Origin of the sequence: Leeuwenhoekiella sp. CH_XMU1409-2, from assembly GCF_037029365.1 — a bacterium.
Classification (GTDB): Bacteria; Bacteroidota; Bacteroidia; order Flavobacteriales; family Flavobacteriaceae; genus Leeuwenhoekiella; species Leeuwenhoekiella blandensis.
The window spans coordinates 177,038-196,521 of record NZ_JAYMEI010000003.1; the positions used below are offsets into that span (position 1 = coordinate 177,038).

The window sequence follows — 19,484 nt, forward strand, 5'->3', positions numbered from 1 at the left end:
ACGAAATACGTAGCACACTGTCCTTTCGAGCGCATACTAAAAGTCGGCAGTAGCAGTCTTCAGTTTGTGGTTTGCAGTATTAATTACTCATACCCGAAGGGTTTAGTTCCCTTTTGGTCAGTATAGCAAGCGTATCCCGCTAAAAATTTCAGAAGCCTTGGAAGAAATTTAGGGATGCGCTTGCGGTTTTTGCGATAGCAAAAAACACCTATCCAAAAGGCATCGTTTCTTTTGATTTAATGAATACTTATTCTCTTTTAAAAATCCATCGTGCAGAATCTTTAGTTTTAGGTTCAAAAGAGGTGCAGGTTGCACCCTGACAAAATCCTAAAGTCCATCCCGAAGGCAACGGAATAAAATAGCCAAAACCTGGTTCTTTATACATTAATTCTCTGTAAGAATTCTGAACCATTCCTATTGAATCTCCTATGCTATACCCTTCAGGAGTTTCAAATGCTGAATCCCGCGTACCTCTATAGATCGTATCCCCTTGCTGATCTTGAACTATATTAAAAGTTATACCATTCAAGATTACAGCCGTTGAGGGCTTTAAGGACCCGCTACTCGTCATCACGAAACGTGATGCTTTTGCGCCACTTCTAACAAACTCTGATTCCATCAAAGCATCTTGAGAAACATTATCCTTTGGAGCAGACTCTCGATTACAAGAAGTTAGTATTAGTAAAACCAGAGCTAAGCTAGTGTTTTTCATAAGTACAGATCAATATCGAATGGCACTAAAAAAAGTATCAACTAGTACTTTTTTTGAATCTTGATCACAAATCACAAACACTTCATTAGGCTTCTCTTTATACAGAAACTGTATTGCATAGACCACATCGCCTACAGCCATATTTTTACTAAGGCTCACCTGAGCGGTAAGTCGTTGGTTGCGCAACTGCGCTAAGAGGATGCGTTGTTGCGCTTCAAGAGGTAATTCTTCTAATGCTTTTTTTTCGGTGACAAACACCTGAATATAATCCTCCGACAACGGACCTAAGGCATAGGTCTCAAAATTCTTCTGCGCCCTACCCTTTATGTAGTTAGGTGAACCATCAGACGAATATCCTTTTTGCTCAGTAAACTCTTCTTTTTGCATACTGCTGTGATACGTAAGTTCTAAAGTATCAATATTAAAATCTTGATCTACTAATTTTACAACAGCATCCTTGAAGGCTGGAGTATACCACTCCGGTTTAGGGTCTACATTTAAAATAGGGTCATAGGTATACTCGGGCAAAAGCGTCATACGCACTTTTGCTTTTTCGCCATTTGCAGAAGACCTAGAGGACTTCCTCATATTCATACCTAAGCTTTGATTGCTGGTAAAATAGTTACGGTACCTGTTCAAGGCAGCACGATCTTCAATCACTTCTTTAAAGGAATAGCCTTTCAGTTTAAAGTCAGCGGCATTAACTATTGGTGCTGTGTCCCAGTTCTGAAAGAGATTCTTAAAATTGGTTTCAAAATCACGTATGGAATCCCCTTTTTCATAAATAGTACGTTCGGGTGGTGAAATACGCTCCGGTGTACTGGGAGTTGTTGGATAATATTGAGCCTGATCCTTTCTCGAGTGTTCTTCATGCTTACAAGAAGCACAACACAATACTGCACAAACCAAAAGCACAACTGCGTGTATTATAGGGCGCACCCTAAAAGACCACCAACCAAAATTTGACCGGCAACTCGTTAAACTCCCTGATTTGATTAGGTTTAGCATCTTTACAAACTTAATCAAAAAAGAATGAAGTCGCTTTATTAATCTGATAATCATTTCTTTGGCCTCAGATTCTCGATTCAGAATTGCTGAAGGAAGCTTGTGATTAAGTCGGCAGTAGCAGTTTACAGTGAGCAAAGTTTGTTTTGAGACTTGAGACTTGAGACTTGAGACTTGAGATATAAGAGAATAGACAAAAGATCAGAGAGAAAAGACGAGTTTCAAATACGAAATACCTAGCACCCTGTCACCGTTGCTGCGCTGCCTGTCCCAATATATATAGGAAATTGTACTACCGTTGCCGCGCGATTGTATCGCGTGCTCAAGCATAATTTTAAAATTCCCTTTTGTAACTCAATAGTAACGCCCTTAGAAGGAGGGGTTGCGGATGGATGTTTTCAGAAGAAACCTCAACATCCCTCTAAATCTCCCTTCAAAGGGAGATTTAAGATGATAGACAAGAGAACAATGACAAATTCCCCATACCCGAAGGGTTAAACGAATCTAATATTCCCTCGGTTCAGAATAGCTGTAGGAAGCTTTGGAGTAAGTCGGCAGTAGCAGTTTACAGTATTCAGTTTTCTGTTTGCGGTATTGAATATTCATACCCCAAGGGTTTCCGCTTCTTTTTCTTCAGTATAGCGAGAAGGCTCCGTTAAGAATTTCTGAAGCCTTGGAAGAAATTTAGGAGCCTTCTTGCGGTTTGCCTGATAAGGCAAAATACCTAAGAAAAAGGCTCTTTTCTTTTGTTACTTTTCTTTGGAGAGGCAAAGAAAAGTAAGGAACAAGAATTGAAAAAAATAATCTTCTATTCATCTACTAAAGCTTCTAATTCTGCTAATCTATTTTGCCAGTAGGCCTCATTTTCAGCATCGGTGTTTGCAGCATAGGTTTGTGCTTCAGCCAAGGCTTCCTCTAGTTTCCCTTGCATTTGTAAAGCATAGACTTGCACGGTTTGTAAGGCGAATAAGGTATTGGAATCTGAGGTTTGCGCTTCCATATAATCGGCTACTTGCAGTATTTCGGTGGCTAGAGAATCTTGTACCAGCTCCGTCAGCAGTCCCATATAGATCAGGTCAACATCGGTATGAAAAGAACCCTGCGCTGCCTTATCGCGTTCCTCCTCATAAAAACGCAATGCGTCATCCACCTTTTGGGTCTTTATGATTTGCACCAGCGTATCGGTGATGTCTTCCTTTTTTGGAGTTACTTTCTTCACCACATAAGGATCATACACTAAGGTAGAGCCTCCCGGGAGTCCGTTGTGATCTTCTTTTCCGTAAGCGATAGAATCGGGCAACACGGCCACCACCTCATCGCCTTCAACGAGATAGGAGTTCAATTCGGTAAAGCCTTTGATCATCGTTTCTTTCTCCTGAATGAATTTAAAAACCGAATCATGCATCGTGCTGGTCGTCCATAATAACGAGTCGAGCTCTTTGATGTACAAATCGGTATAACTCACTACCATAGAACCCATTTCTATTTTCTGGCCGTTACCTTTTTTAAGATACAGGTACTTCAACCCGCTGGAAGTGGTAATGGTATCTCCCAGAGCGGTAGCATCGTCTGCTGTAGTTGGTTTTTCTTTACAGGAAGCAAGAAGTATAAAAATACTGAGTAGTGTAAATCGAAGCGTGTATTTCATGGTTGTTGGTTTAGGTGTTCTAAAGATACTTCTTTTCAGGCACCAAAAAAATATAATCAACTGTTTTTCAGTATTTTAATATATAAACTTTATTATACCCATAGCTATAACGATTGATCCTAAAGAACCACCCCTGCCCAGCTACGCGGGCTTTCCCCTCCTTCAAAAGGAGGGGAGCTTTTTCAAAGTCAGCGGTCGCACGCTGCAGTATACGGTTTTTAGCACTTCATATTCATACCCGAAGGGTTTCCGTTTCTTTTTCTTCAGTATAGCGAGAAGGCTTCGTTAAGAATTTCTGAAGCCTTGGAAGAAATTTAGGAGCCTCCTTGCGGTTTGCCTGATAAGGCAAAATACCTAAGAAAAAGGCTCTTTTCTTTTGTTACTTTTCTTTGGAGAGGCAAAGAAAAGTAAGGAACATGAATTGAAAAGACAAACTTCAATTTATACTCCTGTTCTTTTGCCTTGATGCCAAAGAACCAAAAAATCAAGGCTTATTTTTAGATCCTTGAAAACTATGCAAACGCCTTTGCCTGCGGATAGCAAACCGCTGCGCTAAGCTATCCTCCACTGCCCAACGCTGCGGCGCCTGCTTGTTTTACTACAGATCTAAAAAGTAGGCCGGTGCTGACGTCAAAATAGACTTCAGATTTTAGAAGTGAGACAAAGGACAAAGAACAAATTACTCATACCCGAAGGGTTTTCACTTCTTTTTCTTCAGTATAGCGAGAAGGCTCCGTTAAGAATTTCAGAAGCCATAAAAAAGTCGGCAGTAGCAGCTTACAGTAAGCAAGGGTTGTTTTTAGACTGGAGACTTGAGACTTGAGATTTGAGATTTGAGACTTGAGATAAAAGAACAGAGAGAAAAGACGTTGAAATACGAAAGTAGAAATACGAAATACGCAGCACCCTGTCACCGTTGTCGCGCTGCCTGTCCCAATATATATAGGAAATTGTACTACCGTTCTCGCGCGATTGTATCGCGTGTTTAAGCATAATTTAAAAGGTTCCTTTTGTAACTCAATAGTAACACCCTTCCTTAGAAGGAAGGGTTGGGGATGGATGTTTTCAGAAGAAACCTTAACATCCCTCTAAATCTCCCTTCAAAGGGAGACTTAAGATAATAGAACAAAGAAAAATTACCCAAACCCGAAGGGTTACCACTTCTTTTTCTTCAGTATAGCGAGAAGGCTCCGTTAAGAATTTCTGAAGCCTTGGAAGAAATTTAGGAGCCTTCTTGCGGTTTGCCTGATAAGGCAAAATACCTAAGAAAAAGGGTCTTTTCTTTTGTTACTTTTCTTTGGACAAGCAAAGAAAAGTAAGGAACATTGTTAATAAATAAAATTTCTCATTCCAAGTATTCAAAGCCGATAAAAACATTTAAACCAGTCTTACTCCCCAAGGTCAATTAAACTCCACTTACTCCCAACGCCGGCACAATTAGACTTATAAATAAATTCATAATTAGTACATCTTAAATCCTATAGTACTGACTGTTTTATTAAAAAAAATCAAAGACTACTTCCCATTCTATTTAAATATGCTCGTGCATCCCGTAAATTCAGTGCATTATCATCTGCTGCACGACTGCTTCGTGTTCTAGGAAATACCGGTTCATCCAAACGGTCAAGAGCAACTAAGAGCTGAAAAAGTACAGTGTCACAGTTTGCAGCCACTTCGCTACGCAACCAACGCCTAAATACCGGTATAAGCTTCCTGTTGTTGCTTTTTGATAATGCCCAATACACACCAACCCGTTCCTCATCATTTGTATACACGCCAGCATCCACACCCTTGATGAGCAGCTGTTCTAATTTGGCAGGCGGGTAGTCCTTAAATTTGGAGAATGCGATGAGGTCGTTTTCATAATCACCGTGCCTAACACCATTATGGCGTTCAAAGATAAATGCAGCTTCTAAAACTTGATTGTTATTCAAAAACATACCCTTCTTGAGTATTCCTTCCTCTTTTAAGACACACTCAAATTAAGCAAACTCCCCAAAACGATCAAACACAGCATAAGCACATAACTTCTAAGAATGGCTAGTCTTCCGGTTAATACGCGGTAGCCCAAATACGTATTGAGCAAACCGAGGCCTATGTTTAAAAAGAGCACCCAATCGGGATACCTAAAAGCAAAAAGAAGATCGGTATAGTGGTACTGGTAATACAACCAACCCATCCTAAAAACCCAAACCTCCGACAACAGCATTTGAACAAAACATAGGATAAGTTGTACTTTTCTTTGGAGTAGCATGGGTATATTATGAAGTTAAGATCTGTTATTTTAAAAAGCTAGCACCAAATGCTGTGATAAATAAGCTAATAAAACAAGCTCTTGCAATCGCAAAGAGCGGCCTGCCCTATGACCCAAATTATGCAACAAAATTGAACTAAATGCTCTTGGATTTTAACTCAATTCCTCATTGTATGCAGTTATTTTATCCAAATTGATAGGTCTAAAGTCTCTCCAGTTTTTCTTCTAAAATTTGCATGAGCAATTGATATTCCAACTCCACTTAATTCAAATTTTTTCAATGAAGAATTGTTCCATAAATCAAATAAACTTTCCATTTTAGGGTCTATTGAAATGATATATTTTCTTATCTCATTATTATTCATTGTAGTTTTATTAAAGAAGGCCTTTAATTTGTTTTTATCCTGCTGATTAATATTTCTATTTGTCATTTGCTCTTCTAATACTGTATCACTTAAAGTATTCATTTGGAATTTACTTCTGTCATGAAGGCAAGGCATTATAAAAGTCTTTGAATTTTCAAAATCTCCAACTTCATTTTCAAAATCTTCTAAAGAGAATCCTTTTGAAAACATAGCTTTATATTGCCTTTTAAAACTTTCTTCAAGTTGACCATAATCACCAACTCTTATATGACCACAACCTAAATATTCTAAATGATTAAAAGTGGTTCTTTCATTTCTTAAATCATCTGCAAATGGGATAATATGTTTCTTTATGTATATTGTAAATGATTCGAGGTTTCTAATTCGTTGGTTAACTGTTTGAGCAAGTAAAAAATTAAGTGTTAAAAGGTCAAAGTGCTCAACTGTAAGTTTTGGTGCTACCAATAGCGATTCATCGAGAACCAATTGAAGCATATTTCTTTCTTGAGTTTTTGCTCTATCTACCAAAATATCAACAAGTAAATTGCCAAGTTCTTCATCACCACTTTTTGCATATTCTTTTTGGGTTTGAAATAAGGCGTCTTGCATTGCAGGATTTTTGAATTCTTCTAATGATTCTGGGCTTTTTTCGTTCAGTTCTTTTACTATCTTTTCTGTTATTTCTTCCGCTCTTTCTGCTGCAATTTGTGCAGCCTCACTTTTTAGCCTTATAAAATTAGAGTTGAATACATCTAAGGCTATCTCTTTGGCATCTTTGTATGTTATACCGTTGTAAACATTAACGTTTTCTGCTTGAATATTGGATGAGCCGTCTCCTCCTTCTTGTTTTTTATCTTTCATCATAATTGGTAATGTTAATGTCTCCCTTCGATTGATAGTTTTTAGAATTTTTACCTCCTTTTTGAATCATTTTAGTATTCGAAAAAATTGGCGAACCATTTCTTTCAAAAAAGTCTAAAATTAAAAGGACAACACATAGAACAATTAGACTAATATTTAAAATTGACGAAGTTGTACCTATACTCGCTTCAATATCATTAATAGAATTTTCGGTAAAAAAATTTGATACAAATTTCAATGACATTGAATTAAGAGTTATCAAAAGAGAAAACACGGACCAAAAAGCTTTCATGTATCGTCTTATCGGATTTAAACTTAATGTGATTAAACCACTAATAACTGCTACAATTAATGAAACTTTCCAATATCCCAATAATAACCAAGATATTATAAAAGCTATTGTTGCTATTCCTAGAGAAATTAATATCCAACTATTCTTTTTACTCATTTTTTTTTAATTGCATACTACTTATAACATCAACATTAAACGTATTTATATCTTCCAAAAACTCACGGTATATCAACATAATAACAGTTCTGTATAAATCTACCCCAAAATCCCCACACTATTTTACGCAATTCCATAATTATCAATAATCAACCTGCAATTAGGGGGTATTTCCCCTCGGGGATGCTTCGGGCTTTATCCATTGTTTGACCATAGTTTATCCGTTGTTTTACCATTAAACCCCAGTGTTTATGGGCAAACTATGGTTAATTAACGGATAATCTATGCATTATCCCCCTGTCAAACCCGTTTAACGCCCCTGCCACAGGTGTCAAAAAGCTGTTAAACCCAAAGGCCTTTTTTTACATACTTGTTACCTTTAAACCAAACATCCTATTATGAGCAACAGCCTTGAAGCCTGGTTAGAAAAAGACAGCCTCACCTCTAATGTAAGCCGCGGTTTGATCTCCGGTGTCCTGGGCGGTATTGCCGGTACGCTGGTAAAGACCGCGATCGAGAAAGTACTTCCGGTACGCAAGCCCAATACCCGTTCGGCACAAGTGAAGATGATAGACGACCTCTCGATGAAGATCACCGGGGAGCGCATCAGCGAGAGCAACCACGAGCTGGCAGAGCAGTTGGTCAATGTACCTTTTGGCGCCAGTCTGGGAGCAACCTACGGCTATGCCAAACGCGATAAGCTGGATACCAATGTGTTTGAAGGCGCGGCCTATGGTGCGACCACCTGGGTGGGGACGCACGAAACCTCGTTGCCGCTTTTAGGGCTTAAAGACAATCCTACCGAGATCCCTGCAAAAATTCAGATCAACGAACTCCTGGCACACGTGGCTTTTGGGGTTACGACCGAGCTGGTACGTGGCTATGTAGCCAAAAAATTACGCGAATAAGCGCTCCAAGACAACACCCGGCTTCTGTTTGAAGCTCTTTTATACCTTAGGGCGATCTGCAGCGCATGCAAGCTCGATCATCGCGTAACCGCCGCGCTTTGGGTAAAAAGCCGCACCTTTACCGTGCGGGAGACCGGCTTCCCGTACCAAATTGTTTACCGTGAACCTCAGGCAGTACCATACCCAAACGACCCGGTTTTTTAACAGTACCGATTTTGCTAAGGCTGTACTCATCACCTTTGGGGTGGTGACGCCTATGCTTGCGGGGTATCTTCTGGGCGCGCTCAACATCGGGCTGGCACTGGGCACCGGCGTATTGTTCGTTTCGCCCAGTACCGTATCGGGTAGTCTTAAAAACAAACGCATCGGGATCTTGCTTTCGGCAGCTCTGGGCGGGGTCATCAGTCTGCTGGGGGCCTACATTCCAGATACGCTTTGGGTGCAATTGCCCTATCTGGGCATCACTGTATTTTTACTGTCCATGCTTTCGGTCTATGGGTTTCGGGCTTCGCTGATCGGCTTTGCGGGCTTGTTTGCCGTAGTGCTCAGCTTTGCCAATCTTTCGGCATCCGGGCTCTTACCTTACGAACGCAGTGGCCTTATCGTTTTGGGCGGCATCTGGTATTTGCTGCTGACTATGCTCTACGACCTGCTGGCGCCGAAGAAGCAGATCGAAGAACTCTTTGAGACCGCGCTCAACCTGAGTGCCGATTATATCGCCGCCCGCCGCGAATTTCTACAACAAACGACCGACCGGGATACGGGGCTGACAAAGCTGTTCAGTATTCAAAGCGAATTCAACGAGCATCTGGAAAAACTGCGCGAGATCTTGTTGCAGGCGCGTCACGCTTCGGGCACCTCAAGTTATTACCGCAAGCGCTTTCTGGTACTTGCCGAACTGGTAGACCTTTCAGAACTTTCGTTAACGAGCCCCGTACCGCCCGGAACCATGCACGAAGTCTTGCAGCGTTATCCCGAGCAGCTGGAGGCGTTTATTCAGCTGAATATGGCGCAAAGCGAAAGCCTGAAACGCATTGTCACCACCAACCTGCAAAAGCATGACCTCGACCTTAATACGCTCGACCGCCGCTTGCAAAGCGCCAAAAGCAAATTGCAACTGCTGAAGCAGGAAACCAGCCCTTCAGACCGTATGGTGCTGCACAACCTGTATGAACTGCAGGAAAAACAGGCGCAGCGTATTTTGAGTATCGCTGCCCTGCTCGACCGCAAGCAAAGCATCAAAGACACCAATACCGATTCGCCTAAGGAGCTGGAAGGTTTTATCACCAAGCAGGATTACAGCAGCCGGCTCCTGCTGGAGCATCTTAACCCGGATTCACCCATCTTCAGGCACGCGTTGCGCCTTGCCGTGACCGCGGTTGCCGGGATCGCACTTGGCAATCTATTTTCGGTACAAAACCCGTACTGGATCTTGCTCACCATCGTGGTGATTATGCGACCGGGCTACGGCCTTACCAAAGAGCGTTCTAAACAGCGTATTCTGGGGACCTTGATAGGTGCCCTAGTAGCGGGTGGGATCGTATACTTTTTTGAGAATGACAAGATGCTTTTTAGGGTGCTGGCGATTTTCAGTTTTATCGGGGCACAAGCCTCCCTGCAAAAGAACTACCGCACCGGTGCCTTATTCATTACCCTGAGTATCATTTTTGCCTATGCCCTGCTGCGTCCCGATGTGCTGGCGGTGATCCAATTCCGCGTCATCGATACCGCCGTAGGTGCAGCCCTGGCCGCCCTCGCCAATGCGGTGCTCTGGCCTACCCGCGAAGCCAAAACCCTCAAACAGAATTTAGCCGACAGCCTGCGGGCACACCGCAATTACCTCGAGGCGATCGAGCGGCATTATGATACCAAAGAGGAGCTGGCGCTCGCCTATAAGCTGGCGCGAAAGAAAGCCTTTATCGCCACCGCCGGACTCAACAGCGGGGTGCAGCGCTTGTTGCAGGAGCCTAAAGGCAACGACAAGCTTACCGGAAAGCTGTACGAACTCGCCGTACTCAATCACGCGTTTTTAGGAGCGCTGGCCTCTATAGGTGCTTATTTGCGCACGCATAACGTGACCCGCCGTAGCGAAGCCTTTCATCAGGTGACCGCGCCTATTTTTAAGAATATTGACAATGCCTTGTTGTTGCTGGAAGCGCAAACCCCACAAACAGTTTTAGAGGAAAGCGAGATCCTTCCTTTTGAAACCCAAACGGCTGAAGAGCCTGACGAAGCCTTGCTGGAAACCCATATTTTAAGCGAGCAACTCACCTCCCTCAAACGCCTGAGCGAACAATTCAACAAGCAGTTGAAAAGTCTGCATACTTAGCCGAAGAAGGCTTAACTTTAGCTAAAACCCCCGTGTATGTCTGATCTAAAACTGAGTTCGAGTTCGTCTAAAGGCGATTTTAAAGTGCTTGAGGGTACGCGCGTGATCTGCGAGGTGGTGTATAAAAACTGGTTTTCGAGCAAAGCCACCACAAACCTGAATCAGGCGGTGCTTGAGATCCAACCGAAGAACATCTGGACGAGTAAAGTAGACTTGTTTAAAAACGACCGCAATGTGGGCGACATCACCTTCAACCTTAAAGGGCAGATGGTGATCCGTTACATCAACCCCGATCGTACCGAAGTGAATTATATTCTGAAAAATACCTCCGGTCTAAAGCTGAAGTTTGAGGTGTTTAATGCGGAAAAAGCACTGCAGTTTAAACTGGTATGCACCAGCAAATGGCATCAGCTGCGTTACCATTACGACGTGGAGCTTGCAGCATTTGACGGGCAAACCGAGCTGCACGAACTCCTCGTCTATTGCGGGTATGCGGCCAACCTCTACCTTTCGATCATCAGCGCAGCGGCGCTTTAAAGGCTATTGAGAATGGCTGCGGCTTGCAGTAGGGTGTCTTCATTTTTGGCAAAGCAAAAACGCAAGAGTTGGTCATCGCGTTTATCCTTATTGAACACCGATACCGGAATGCTCGCCAGGCCTTTTTCTTGGGTGAGGTATTCGGCAAAGGCAACATCGTTCAGGTCACTGATCGCGCTATAGTCCAGCATTTGAAAATAGGTACCTTCTGAAGGCGTAAATTGAAAGCGCGAATCTTTGATCGCGTTTAAGAACACATCCCGCTTCTGCTGATAAAAACCACCCAGATCTAAATAATGTTTGGGTTCCTTTAAATATTCGGCGAGGGCGACTTGGGTAGGATGATGCACACAAAACACGGTATTTTGATGCACTTTGTTAAACTCCGCCATCAGCGCCTTAGGCGCAAGGCAGTAGCCCATTTTCCATCCGGTGGTGTGAAAGGTTTTTCCAAAAGAAGCCGTCACCAGCGCACGTTCTTTCAATCCGGGATAGGATGCGACGCTGCGGTGTTGCTGCGCATCAAAAATAATATGCTCATACACCTCATCGCTCAGGATCAGGATATCGGTATCCTTTACCAATTCCTCCAGACGTTTAAGATCGGCATCCTTCAGCACCATTCCGCTGGGATTATGCGGGTTGTTGAGAATAAGCATCCTCGTTTTGGGCGTGATCGCTGCGGCTACTGCATCCCAGTCTACTGCGGTATAGGGGGCGTCAAGTTGTACCGGTACGGGAATTCCGCCTTGCAATTCGATCGTAGGCTCATAAGTATCATACGCCGGTTTCAAGACGATGACTTCGTCCTCCCGATGTACAAAAGCCGTAATCGCCACAAATAAAGCTTCCGAAGCGCCTACCGTAACACAGATCTCCTGCTCGGGATCGTAAGTAGCACCGCGCAAGTCCTGTACCAATGCTGCAATGTTTTCGCGTAGCGGAAGATGCCCCGCCAGCGGCGCATATTGATTGGCCCCGTTGTGCATGGCTTGCGTTACCAGATCGATCAGCTTAGGATCGGTATTGAAATCAGGGAAGCCCTGCGATAAGTTGATGGCGTTGTACTGTGCCGCCATTTTGCTCATCACAGCAAAAATAGAGAGTTTGTTTTGAGGCAGTTTACTTCGCATCACCCTTTTTATATAGCTCGGCTACATCTTCCAGTTCCTGATACCACTGCTCCCCGAATTTACGAATGAGCGCATCCTTTGTAAACTTGTACACGGGCACTTGCAGTTCTTTCCCGAGGCTGCAGGCATCATCACAAATAGGCCAGCGCTCGTAGTTTACCGCGGTAAACTTGGAGTACTTCTGCAAGCGCACCGGATATAAGTGACACGAGATGGGTTTTCTAAAAGCTACCTCGCCCGCGTTGTACGCATCCTCGATCCCACAAGAAGCCACCCCGTCTTTAGTAAAGGTCACATACGCACACTCGGCACCATTCACCAAAGGCGTTTCCAGTTGGTCCAGATCGGTTTTAATGTGTGTGCCTTGGGCTTCGATCGCAGCGACACCTTCAGGGCGTAAAAAAGGCTTTACTTTAGGATAAATTTCCTTTAAGATCTCAACTTCCTGAGGTTCTACCGGCGCTCCTGCCTCTCCGGCAATACAACATTCTCCTTTACACGCAGACAAATTACATACAAAATCTTTGTTGATAACGTCTTCTGAAACTATGGTTTGGTCTATTTGAAACATAGCGCAAAGATACATGTTCTGCCGCTGAGCACCGAGTATTTCTGCGTTCATGTTTCTTATGGATTCTTTGTGATTTACAATGTTTATGGCTGTGTTTCGACAGGGTTTTCTGCAGATTATCTAATCGTTAAATTTTGGGGTTTTATTGCTTATAAATCAAAGAAATAGACGTAGTTTTGCGCCCTCTTAAAAAAAAGCATAGTTATGGCATTTGATATTAAGGAAATCGTAACGGCAACGATGATCTTATTTGCGATTATAGACATCATCGGCAACATCCCCATCATCATTGGGCTGCGCGAAAAGGTAGGGCATATTCAAAGTGAAAAAGCCTCGATCGTAGCAGCGCTTTTAATGGTGGTATTTCTCTTTATAGGTAAAGAGATCCTGAACCTCATCGGTATCGACGTCAACTCGTTTGCGGTGGCCGGTTCGTTCATTCTCTTTTTCCTCGCTTTGGAAATGATCCTGGGCATCTCCTTGTACAAAGACGACGCACCTGAGACCGCCAGTGTGGTACCGCTTGCCTTCCCGCTCATCGCAGGAGCAGGGACCATGACCTCGTTGCTGTCGCTACGTGCAGAATATGCTGTGGAGAATATCATCGTGGCGATCTTTATCAATATCGTGATCGTCTATGCGGTATTGAAAGCTTCGGGTAAAATCGGAAAAATCCTAGGAAAACAGGGAATTAACATCATACGCAAAATCTTTGGCGTAATTTTGTTGGCCATGGCAGTAAAGCTGTTTACTACAAATATTCAAGGACTCTTTTAAAACCCACTCATGAAAGTTGCATTGTATATCATACTCGCCCTTGCCGGCGCCCTTTTTATCTTTAACCTCACGCAAGTAGATTATAGTGCACCCTTGACCGGTGACAGTACGGTAGCGGTTATTTCGGTAGTGGCATGTTTGTGTGCGATCCTTTTGGTGCTCATCTTAATGATCTCCAGAAAAATTGCTGAAAAGAGTAAAGGGAAGCAAAAGCAAACCAAGCGCCAGCTTTAAGCAGCTTGGGTCAGGTTCACCTGCTATTAGAGTAATTTGATCAGGCTGGGATTGTAAAACTCATAAACGATCCCGGCAATAAAGGTAAAGATCGCCAGTACCAAAAAGATCTTGTGCAGCTTTTGAAAGATCAGGGTGCGTTTTAGTTTTTTGCGCAGCTGACGGTCTTTGATCTGGTCCATCTGCTCTTTGATCTCAGCATCCTTGAGGTAAAACGGACTTACCGATATCCCATTAGAGATCAACAGCCCGGCAGAATTGTCTAGCAGACGAAATACTGCGGCAATGCAAAAAACAAATATGGAAGCTATTATTACCATAACTATTCTTCTCGGCTCAAGGCTTTAATTTTAATGATGGCGGGGTCTTCTTCGTTGACCAACTTTTCAAAGATGGTATTCCCAAAAAGCTGTTGCGCCATGACGGCCTTAAGATAACGCTTTAAATCGGCTTTATAATCGCGTATTCTAATTTTTAGATTACGTGCATTGAGGTAAGCTACAAAGTCGTTCATCTGTGCATCGCTAATGCTTACCTCTTCCTGAAATTGCTCGTACGACAAGCTGTTGAAATACGGCCTGCGCTGCTCGATGATCTCAAAGATAAACCGGCTCATATAACCTGCACGCAAGGCATAGGTAATGGCTTCTTTCTCATAATTGGTATCCTTAGGGATAAACACATCAGGAATGATCCCACCACCGCCGTAAACTACGTTTCCGCCCGGCGTTACATAACGCAGACTGTCGGCTACCGCGATACTGTCGGCACTTTGCATTTCTCCATTCTTATAGCGTGACAGGTAATCTTCATAATAAGCTTTGTTACCTGCATCATAAGGGCGTTGTATGCTTCTACCCGTAGGCGTATAATAGCGCGCAATGGTCAAGCGCACCGCGCTCCCGTCACCCAGTTGCATCTCCCGTTGAACCAGACCTTTCCCAAACGAACGGCGTCCTACGATGACCCCACGGTCGTTATCCTGAATGGCCCCGGCTACGATCTCACTGGCAGAAGCCGAATTCTCATTGATCAACACATACAGCTTTCCGCTTTCAAAGTTGCCTTCATCGGTAGCATAGGCGTTCTCGATCTTTCCGGTTTTGTTTTTGGTGAAGAGGATGAGTTGGTCTTCTTTCAAAAACTGATCGGCGATCTGCTCTGCCGCCGAAATATAACCGCCGGGATTGCCGCGCAGGTCGAGTACCAACTGACGCGCGCCCTTCCGCTTTAAAGACAATAAAGCCTTTTCAAATTCTTCAGGCGTACTTTCGGCAAAACGGTTGATCTTGATATAGCCCAGCGTATCGGTTGCCATATACGACGCATCTACACTTTTAAGCGGCACCACCGAGCGGGTGACTTTAAAGTCGAGCAAGCCGTCTACCCCGGGACGTTTTACCTTAAGAGCTACTTTGGTATTGATCTGGCCTTTGAGTTGGTTGGTGATCGAGTCGTCAAGCACATCGGCACCGGTAAGCGACTGGTCGTCTGCTGCAACGATGCGATCGCCCCCGCGTATTCCCGCCTTTTCACTTGGTCCGCCGGGAATGGCCTGAATGACGGCAATGGTGTCGTTAAAGTTGTAAAAGCTGATCCCGATACCTACAAAATCACCCTTCATACTCTCACTCACCTCCTGCAATTCACTAGGCGGAATATACACCGAGTGCGGATCGAGATTCTCCAGGATTCCGTTTACGGTCACTTCAACAATACTATCGGTATTGATGGGATCTACATATTCATAATCGATATAATCGATAAGGCGGTTGAGCTTTTCCTTTTTGGCATTGCCTCCCAACAGGTTGGTGGGATTGCTGCTGTAGTTGAGGGTACTCCCAATAAAAATACCCAGGGCTACTGCCACACAGAAAAAGATAGGAAGGTATTTTTTTTGGTAACCGGCCATTTATTCGTCAATAGTTTCTATACAATCTACGCTTACGCCGGCACGACGTAAAAAATCAATTCCGCTAGGGTCTTTATAGGCTTTATTAAAAACCACGCGTTTGATGCCGGCTTGATGTATCAATTTACTGCATTCGGTACACGGAGACAAGGTGATGTATAAAGTAGCACCTACACAGGATTGTGTAGAGGCCGCTACCTTTAAGATCGCGTTAGCCTCTGCGTGAAGCACATACCACTTGGTATAGCCTTCGTCATCTTCACAGATATTTTCAAAACCTGTAGGCGTGCCGTTATAGCCGTCTGAAATGATCATCTTATCCTTAACGATCAAAGCGCCAACTTGTTTTCTTTGACAATACGAAAGTTTTGCCCATTCCCGCGCCATGCGTAAATAAGCGATATCATAAACCCGCTGTTTATCTGATGAGATCTTAGACATACTCTTGAATACTGTAGCTGAGCTACAAGCTGTTAAGTTTGCGAAGATAAAAAACTTGGCTCGCTTCTCATCCTATAAAACGTGCTTTACCACGGATAATTTTCTATAAGCATCGGAATTACCATACCAATAACGACTGCAGATATGAACATCATCCAGTCTCTGCGAGAGAACCTGAAAATGGTTTGGCAAATGAAGCCTATGATCAATACGATAAGCGTGATGATGATCTGCGCTGCTTCAATACCCAAAGCAAATTCGGCCAGCGGCAACAGCTTGTTAGACGTATGCGCGGTCAATTGCTCAAAAAAGCCGGAAAAGCCCAACCCGTGTATGAGTCCGAAGAATAAGGCGGTGATCAACAGTACGCCCAGTTTGTCTTTATTGGCTCCTCTCCCTGCGGTAAACACATTGTACAAAGCGGCGATAAAAATGGTCACCGGTATGAGCCACTCGACCAGTCCCCGGTTGATGCGCACCACCCCATATACCGCAAGCAGCAGCGAGGTCGTGTGTCCCAGGGTAAACAGGGTCACCATCAACAATACCCGGCGCCAATCTTTAAAGACATAAGGAACCGAAAGTACAATGAGAAATAAAACGTGGTCGTAAGCAGTGTAATCTAAAACGTGATCTAAACCAATTTTGAAGTAGAACCAAAAATCTGACATAAGGGGAACTTAGTATTTTCTCAAAACTACAATTATTTCCCAAAGTTGTACTGTTAAACGTTAAACTATGTCTAAACAGAAATCGCAAAAATGCCGGCTTTTGTAATTTAAGCCTTAAAAGAATTGACTATGCCTCGTATCGCCGCTGTTCTTGTTGCTTTTTTAATGCTTAGCCTGAGTGTAGGTTGTAAAACCGTACCCGCGTTGACCACTGCCAAAACTACACTTCCCAACGCCCCGCAGTACACCTATATCGATACCCGTGGCAACACCTATAATTTGAGTACTAAAAAGCTGATCTACGATCCGGTTTCGGCAGATAATACGATTGACGGACTCGACGATGAGGGCCGGCATCTGGAACTGAATATCGAACTCAACGATTATACTAAAATGGCTGCGGAATGCGAGCGTCAATTCAACACCACCCAAAAAGAACTACCGGCCAATTATTCCGGCTACGTGATCCCTACGCTTACCCGCAAAGACAGCATTGAAACCCGCAGTATCGACTTGAGCATAAAAGCGGTAGACGAACTCGACTATGTCATTAGACCCTTTCTAGGCGATGAATAGTCCTAAAAATCCCATACTTAAGCAAGGCTACAGGCTGTTTATCTTTTTGAAAAACACCTACCTCGCCTGGGACCGTAACGATCCCTTTGCCAAGAGCGCCATTATTGCTTATTACACCTTATTCTCACTGCCTTCCCTGCTGATGATCGTCACCAGTATCGCCAGTGCTTTTGTTGGCCCGGAAGCCGTACAGGGACGTATTCATGATGAGATCGCGCGTTTCATCTCGCCCGAAGTAGCCATTGCTATTGAACAAATGATAGGAAAGGTCACGGTAGAGAACGACAACTGGATCACGCTGATCATCAGCATTGCCGCACTGATCTATGGTGCGACAGGGGTTTTCTTTCAGATGAAGAAAACCATGAATACCATCTGGAACGTCACCGAAAAGAAATCAAACTTTAAGCGGATGCTCATCAACCGCGCCATTGCTTTTGGGATGGTGCTCGTGCTGGGCTTTATGCTGCTTGTGGCCTTTGTGATCACCGTACTACTGAATTTACTAACCGATTACCTCTCTCAATTTGCGCCGTCGATCACCGTCGTCTTTGCCGATGCCTTGCGTTTTCTCATCTCGTTTCTCTTTATCGCCTCGCTGTTTGCTGCGATATTTAAAATACTCCCCGATGTCAAAATGGGGTACAAGACCACCGTCTTGGGCGCTAGCATTACCGCGATCCTGTTTCTTATAGGGGAAAGCATTTTGGGCTACTACTTTGCCAGCAGCAATCCCGCCTCAGTATATGGGGGCGCTGCTTCTATCGTATTGATCTTGCTTTGGGTGAATTACACCTGCCTGATCCTGTTCTTTGGTGCTGAGATCACCGTGCAGTATGCGATCGCTAAAAAACATAAGATCGTTCCCAACAGCCACGCCAAGCTTGCCCATACCGAAGAGATGGAAGCCTTACGCAAAAAACAAAAGCAAGTAGAAGCCGATAAAAAAAAAGCGATAAAATTAGCCACCAATCCTGAAGAGTCTAACACCCCTTAATCGGCTTTACGCAGCAAACACACATAGACCGGAAAGTGGTCGCTATAACCGCCGGTATACTTTCCGTTAGCAAAACTTCTAAAGGGATAGCCTTTGTAGGGACCTTCGGGTGTTTGTAAAAAGCGCTTATTAAAGATCCCGGCTTTATAGTATTGAAAGTGTTCATAATCCCGTTGTAACCAAGCTGCAGAAAGCAAGACCTGATCAAAAAGATTCCAGCTGTCGCGATAGGCCAGCGTACCCTGACCGCGTTTGGCCATGCGTTCCATCGGGTTGTAGATCTCTTGAAGCCCTACCTGCTCCGGGCGGGCTTTAGTCTTTAAGATCTTTTTGAGGCTTTTATCTTTAGGGTCGTCATTAAGATCACCCATACTGATGATCTTGGCATACGGCTCTTCACTCAAAATAGAATCGATAATGCGTTTGTTAAGCGCCGCTGCAGCCATACGTCGCGGTCGCGTAAGCGCTTCTCCTCCACTGCGCGACGGCCAGTGATTGACCAGAATATGCATACGCTCTCCCGCAAGATTTCCGCTTACTAAGAGTTGGTCGCGGGTATAGATCCGTCGGTTTTCACGTTCCGGATCGTAAAGTTTGAGTGCGTATACCTTACTGCTCACCACCTGAAAAAGCTTAGGGTCATACAAGAGTCCCACATCGATCCCGCGCCGGTCTGGCGAGTCATAATGCACGATCCCGTAGCGGCTTTGCTTCAGTGGAGTTTGATTGACCAAATCTTCTAAGACCTTTCGGTTTTCGATCTCTGCCACCCCCACAAGGACCGGGGCGGTGGTCGCTTCCGGCGGACCGATTTGCGCGATCACCGAGGCCATTTTCAGCAGCTTATCGGCATAGATCTCCTGCGTCCAATGGTCCTTGCCTTCGGGCGTACGGTCGTCATCAAAGGTGATGGGATCGTTTTCGGTATCAAACAGGTTTTCCAGATTGTAAAAGGCTACCGTAACCAATTGGTATTCTTGCTTTTGCATCGCAAAAACGCACAGCATCGGGTTAACTATGAGCACCCACAATACCTTTAATCGAATATTTTGCATAACACACCTAAAATCAGATCGTTAAGTTACATTAAATTCTAATTTAGAAC

Annotated in this window: 22 protein-coding genes and 1 pseudogene; 8 read left to right on the top strand and 15 right to left on the bottom strand. The window is 44.0% G+C overall.

Annotated elements, in window-relative coordinates; all coding sequences use genetic code 11:
• Window positions 1-247: 247 nt before the first annotated feature.
• From WA338_RS04205 to WA338_RS04225, 5 genes are all read right to left on the bottom strand, one after another.
• The gene (locus WA338_RS04205; protein WP_273016770.1) at window positions 248-712 is read right to left on the bottom strand and encodes a hypothetical protein; all 465 of its coding nucleotides are present in this window, start codon (window positions 710-712) and stop codon (window positions 248-250) included.
• A 9-nt stretch (window positions 713-721) separates the two neighbouring features.
• A complete protein-coding gene (locus WA338_RS04210) occupies window positions 722-1,720 on the bottom strand; it encodes a hypothetical protein (protein WP_273016768.1) in 999 nt (332 codons plus the stop codon).
• Between the two features lie 805 nt (window positions 1,721-2,525).
• Entirely contained in the window at window positions 2,526-3,365 is an 840-nt protein-coding gene (locus tag WA338_RS04215; RefSeq protein WP_336092208.1) for an FKBP-type peptidyl-prolyl cis-trans isomerase, read from the bottom strand.
• A gap of 1,508 nt (window positions 3,366-4,873) precedes the next feature.
• Window positions 4,874-5,299: a hypothetical protein gene (locus WA338_RS04220; RefSeq protein WP_273016766.1), complete on the bottom strand. Its 426-nt coding sequence runs from the start codon at window positions 5,297-5,299 to the stop codon at window positions 4,874-4,876.
• Between the two features lie 32 nt (window positions 5,300-5,331).
• A complete protein-coding gene (locus tag WA338_RS04225) occupies window positions 5,332-5,619 on the bottom strand; it encodes a hypothetical protein (RefSeq protein WP_273016764.1) in 288 nt (95 codons plus the stop codon).
• Between the two features lie 32 nt (window positions 5,620-5,651).
• On the opposite strand from WA338_RS04225, the pseudogene WA338_RS04230 reads away from it, so the two are divergent.
• Window positions 5,652-5,759 (top strand): annotated as a pseudogene (locus WA338_RS04230) (IS110 family transposase); the annotation flags it as partial.
• Between the two features lie 39 nt (window positions 5,760-5,798).
• Here WA338_RS04230 and WA338_RS04235 read toward each other — a convergent pair.
• Together WA338_RS04235 and WA338_RS04240 are read right to left on the bottom strand one after the other, a co-directional pair.
• Window positions 5,799-6,848: an LPO_1073/Vpar_1526 family protein gene (locus WA338_RS04235; protein WP_040533002.1), complete on the bottom strand. Its 1,050-nt coding sequence runs from the start codon at window positions 6,846-6,848 to the stop codon at window positions 5,799-5,801.
• Window positions 6,835-7,293 carry a hypothetical protein gene (locus WA338_RS04240; RefSeq protein WP_154648972.1) on the bottom strand — a complete coding sequence of 153 codons (459 nt, stop codon included), beginning with the start codon at window positions 7,291-7,293 and terminating at the stop codon, window positions 6,835-6,837. The genes WA338_RS04235 and WA338_RS04240 overlap by 14 nt, the downstream gene beginning before the upstream one ends.
• A gap of 398 nt (window positions 7,294-7,691) precedes the next feature.
• Here WA338_RS04240 and WA338_RS04245 point away from each other — a divergent pair, with 398 nt between their 5' ends.
• Entirely contained in the window at window positions 7,692-8,201 is a 510-nt protein-coding gene (locus WA338_RS04245; RefSeq protein ID WP_009781713.1) for a DUF1440 domain-containing protein, read from the top strand.
• Between the two features lie 39 nt (window positions 8,202-8,240).
• Here the strand turns inward: WA338_RS04245 and WA338_RS04250 are convergent, their stop codons facing one another.
• Window positions 8,241-8,603: a hypothetical protein gene (locus WA338_RS04250; protein ID WP_273016761.1), complete on the bottom strand. Its 363-nt coding sequence runs from the start codon at window positions 8,601-8,603 to the stop codon at window positions 8,241-8,243.
• Here WA338_RS04250 and WA338_RS04255 point away from each other — a divergent pair.
• A complete protein-coding gene (locus WA338_RS04255; protein ID WP_273016760.1) occupies window positions 8,575-10,530 on the top strand; it encodes an FUSC family protein in 1,956 nt (651 codons plus the stop codon). The two genes, WA338_RS04250 and WA338_RS04255, sit on opposite strands and share 29 nt — an antisense overlap.
• 36 nt (window positions 10,531-10,566) lie before the next feature.
• A complete protein-coding gene (locus tag WA338_RS04260; protein ID WP_273016758.1) occupies window positions 10,567-11,067 on the top strand; it encodes an aminotransferase in 501 nt (166 codons plus the stop codon).
• Here the strand turns inward: WA338_RS04260 and WA338_RS04265 are convergent.
• Window positions 11,064-12,200: a methionine aminotransferase gene (locus WA338_RS04265; RefSeq protein ID WP_273016756.1), complete on the bottom strand. Its 1,137-nt coding sequence runs from the start codon at window positions 12,198-12,200 to the stop codon at window positions 11,064-11,066. The genes WA338_RS04260 and WA338_RS04265 overlap by 4 nt on opposite strands.
• On the bottom strand, window positions 12,190-12,771 hold the full coding sequence (locus tag WA338_RS04270) for a DUF3109 family protein (RefSeq protein WP_272986041.1): 582 nt from the start codon (window positions 12,769-12,771) through the stop codon (window positions 12,190-12,192). Before WA338_RS04270 ends, WA338_RS04265 begins: the two co-directional genes overlap by 11 nt.
• 204 nt (window positions 12,772-12,975) lie before the next feature.
• On the opposite strand from WA338_RS04270, the gene WA338_RS04275 reads away from it, so the two are divergent.
• Both WA338_RS04275 and WA338_RS04280 read left to right on the top strand, forming a co-directional pair.
• Entirely contained in the window at window positions 12,976-13,548 is a 573-nt protein-coding gene (locus tag WA338_RS04275) for a MarC family protein (protein WP_009781719.1), read from the top strand.
• Window positions 13,549-13,557: 9 nt separating this feature from the next.
• On the top strand, window positions 13,558-13,782 hold the full coding sequence (locus tag WA338_RS04280) for a hypothetical protein (RefSeq protein WP_009781720.1): 225 nt from the start codon (window positions 13,558-13,560) through the stop codon (window positions 13,780-13,782).
• 26 nt (window positions 13,783-13,808) lie between these two features.
• Here WA338_RS04280 and WA338_RS04285 read toward each other — a convergent pair whose 3' ends face one another.
• The 4 genes from WA338_RS04285 to WA338_RS04300 form a co-directional block, all read right to left on the bottom strand.
• A complete protein-coding gene (locus WA338_RS04285) occupies window positions 13,809-14,102 on the bottom strand; it encodes a hypothetical protein (protein ID WP_273016754.1) in 294 nt (97 codons plus the stop codon).
• Between the two features lie 2 nt (window positions 14,103-14,104).
• Window positions 14,105-15,694, bottom strand: coding sequence for a S41 family peptidase (locus tag WA338_RS04290; protein ID WP_273016753.1), 1,590 nt, complete (start codon window positions 15,692-15,694; stop codon window positions 14,105-14,107).
• Window positions 15,695-16,135: a deoxycytidylate deaminase gene (locus WA338_RS04295; RefSeq protein WP_272986044.1), complete on the bottom strand. Its 441-nt coding sequence runs from the start codon at window positions 16,133-16,135 to the stop codon at window positions 15,695-15,697. It abuts the gene before it with no gap.
• A gap of 86 nt (window positions 16,136-16,221) precedes the next feature.
• Complete coding sequence (locus WA338_RS04300) at window positions 16,222-16,806, bottom strand: HupE/UreJ family protein (RefSeq protein ID WP_009781724.1); 585 nt, start codon at window positions 16,804-16,806, stop codon at window positions 16,222-16,224.
• A gap of 129 nt (window positions 16,807-16,935) precedes the next feature.
• Here WA338_RS04300 and WA338_RS04305 point away from each other — a divergent pair, with 129 nt between their 5' ends.
• A complete protein-coding gene (locus WA338_RS04305; protein ID WP_009781725.1) occupies window positions 16,936-17,382 on the top strand; it encodes a hypothetical protein in 447 nt (148 codons plus the stop codon).
• Window positions 17,375-18,379, top strand: a complete 1,005-nt coding sequence (locus WA338_RS04310) for a YihY/virulence factor BrkB family protein (RefSeq protein WP_009781726.1) — start codon at window positions 17,375-17,377, stop codon at window positions 18,377-18,379. The genes WA338_RS04305 and WA338_RS04310 overlap by 8 nt, the downstream gene beginning before the upstream one ends.
• Here WA338_RS04310 and WA338_RS04315 read toward each other — a convergent pair.
• Window positions 18,376-19,434, bottom strand: a complete 1,059-nt coding sequence (locus tag WA338_RS04315; RefSeq protein ID WP_272986047.1) for an endonuclease/exonuclease/phosphatase family protein — start codon at window positions 19,432-19,434, stop codon at window positions 18,376-18,378. The genes WA338_RS04310 and WA338_RS04315 overlap by 4 nt on opposite strands.
• Window positions 19,435-19,484 lie beyond the last annotated feature (50 nt).